This is a genomic window from Rhodopila sp. (assembly GCF_035548235.1).
GTDB lineage: Bacteria > Pseudomonadota > Alphaproteobacteria > Acetobacterales > Acetobacteraceae > Rhodopila.
In genome coordinates this window covers 1-2,003 of sequence record NZ_DASZTJ010000297.1, presented here as the reverse complement: position 1 = coordinate 2,003, position 2,003 = coordinate 1, and the positions used below count along the sequence as shown (strand labels likewise).

Below are 2,003 nucleotides of genomic sequence, written 5' to 3'. Positions count from 1 at the left end.
TGGTACGGGCACGCCTGAGGAAATCGAAAAGGCGAAAGTGGAAAGTCATGGACTTGGCCTGTTCGTGCGCAGCCTGGTCGGGCTGGATCAAGCGGCGGCGAAGCAGGCGTTGAGCGCCTTCCTGGATGGTGGGACTCACACGGCCAATCAGATTGCCTTCATCGAGACCGTCATCGAGAACCTGACACGGACGGGCGTTGTGGATCCGGCTCGTCTCTATGAGGCACCTTACACGCGATTCAGCGGCAAGGGCGTCGATGGCATGTTTCCCGACGCCCAGACTGATCGCTTGATCGCGCTTCTGGAGGATGTACGACAGCGTGCCGTCGCTTGACGTCTGGGGACAGGTCCACGCCACCTTGCCCACCCCCGCCCGATCCCGCCATCCTGTCCGGTAAACCACCCGAGAGGAGACCCCCATGGACCTGAGAGGCGCCGTCGCCCTGATCACCGGCGGGAACGGAGGGCTCGGGCAGCGCATCTGCCACGCCCTGGCGCGCGAAGGCGCCCATGTCGCCGTCATGTATGCCCAGTCGCGCGAGCAGGCCGAGGGCGTCGCGCGGGAGCTTTCCAGCCGCTACCAGGTCAACGCCGCGGCCTTCGCCTGCGACATCACCGACCCCGCCGCGGTGGCGAAACTGGTGGACGACGTCGTCGCGCGGTTCGGCCGGCTCGACATCATGGTCAACGACGCCGCCTTCAACAAAGCCATTCCGTTCCCCGACCTGGACAGCCTGACCGAGGACGTCTGGGACAAGATCATCGCCGTCAACCTGACCGGCCCGATGCGTCTGACCAAGGCCGTCGCGCCGGTGATGAAGGCGCAGGGCAGGGGGCGGATCGTCAACATCGCCTCGGTCGCCGGGCTGACGCCCACCGGGTCGTCGATCGCCTATGCCGTCTCCAAGGCCGGGCTGATCCACCTGACGCGCTGCATGGCCGTCGCCCTGGCGCCCGAGACGCTGGTGAACTGCGTCGCCCCCGGCCTGCTGGAGGGCACGCGCGCCACCGCCAACCTGCGCGCCGAACAGATCGAGCGGTCCGCCTCGGGCGCGCTGCTGAAGAAGGCCGCCGACAAGGACGACTGCGCGGAGATGGTGGTGACGATGTGCAAGACCGAAACGATGACCGGCCAGACGATCGTCATCGACGCGGGCCGGGTTTTCCACTGATGAAAGCCTTCTTCGACCCGGTCCAGCTTGGCCACGCCCCGCGCTTCTTCCTGATGCGCGGTGCCGTCCGTCCGCATTACGAGGTGCCGGCCCGAGCGGAGGCGCTGCTGGCGGCGTGCCGGCGCATGGGGCTGGCGATCGAGGCGCCGCCGCCGGTCTCGCGCGCCGACCTGCTGCGGGTGCATACCGGGCCGTATCTCGATTTCCTGCGCGACGCGCCGGCGGAGTGGGCGGTGCTGCCGGATGCCGGGGCGGAGATCGTGCCGAACATCCATCCCAGCCCGGAGATGTTCGCCGCCGGCGCGCGGCCGCCGCCGCATGTGCTGTCGCAGGCGGGATGGTTCACCGCCGACCTGGCCTGCCCGATCACCGCCGAGACCTGGCCGGCCGCCGAAGCTGCCGCCGCGTGCGCCCTGGCCGCCGCGGATGAGGCGGCTTCGGGGCGGTCGGCGTATGCGCTGTGTCGGCCTCCGGGCCACCATGCCTATCCCGCTCGGGCCGGCGGGCACTGCTATCTGAACAACGCGGCGCTGGCGGCGGAGCGGCTGCGGATGGCCGGCGCCGCTCGGGTGGCGGTGCTGGACATCGACAGCCACCACGGCAACGGCACGCAGGGGATCTTCTGGGAGCGGGACGACGTGCTGTTCGTGTCCGTCCACGGCGATCCGTCCGGGTATTACCCGTGGTTCGTGGGATACGCCGGGGAGCGTGGGGCGGGGGCGGGCGCGGGGTTCAACCTGAACCTGCCTCTGCCGCGGGGGACCGGGGACGCGGGCTGGCTGGCGGCGGTCGAGGCGGGCTGCCGGGCGGTGGCTGATTTCCGGGCAGATG

3 protein-coding genes are annotated in these 2,003 nt (G+C 69.7%); all 3 read left to right on the top strand.

Annotation, left to right across the window (positions count from 1 at the left end; genetic code table 11):
* Positions 1–334, top strand: a 334-nt coding sequence (locus VHB27_RS24300; protein ID WP_325605527.1) for a type I restriction-modification enzyme R subunit C-terminal domain-containing protein, incomplete at its 5' end; no start/stop codon positions are given.
* A gap of 85 nt (positions 335–419) precedes the next feature.
* Entirely contained in the window at positions 420–1,172 is a 753-nt protein-coding gene (locus VHB27_RS24295; RefSeq protein WP_325605524.1) for an SDR family NAD(P)-dependent oxidoreductase, read from the top strand.
* On the top strand, positions 1,172–2,003 hold an 832-nt coding region (locus VHB27_RS24290), incomplete at its 3' end, for a histone deacetylase family protein (protein WP_325605522.1). The genes VHB27_RS24295 and VHB27_RS24290, both read left to right, overlap by 1 nt.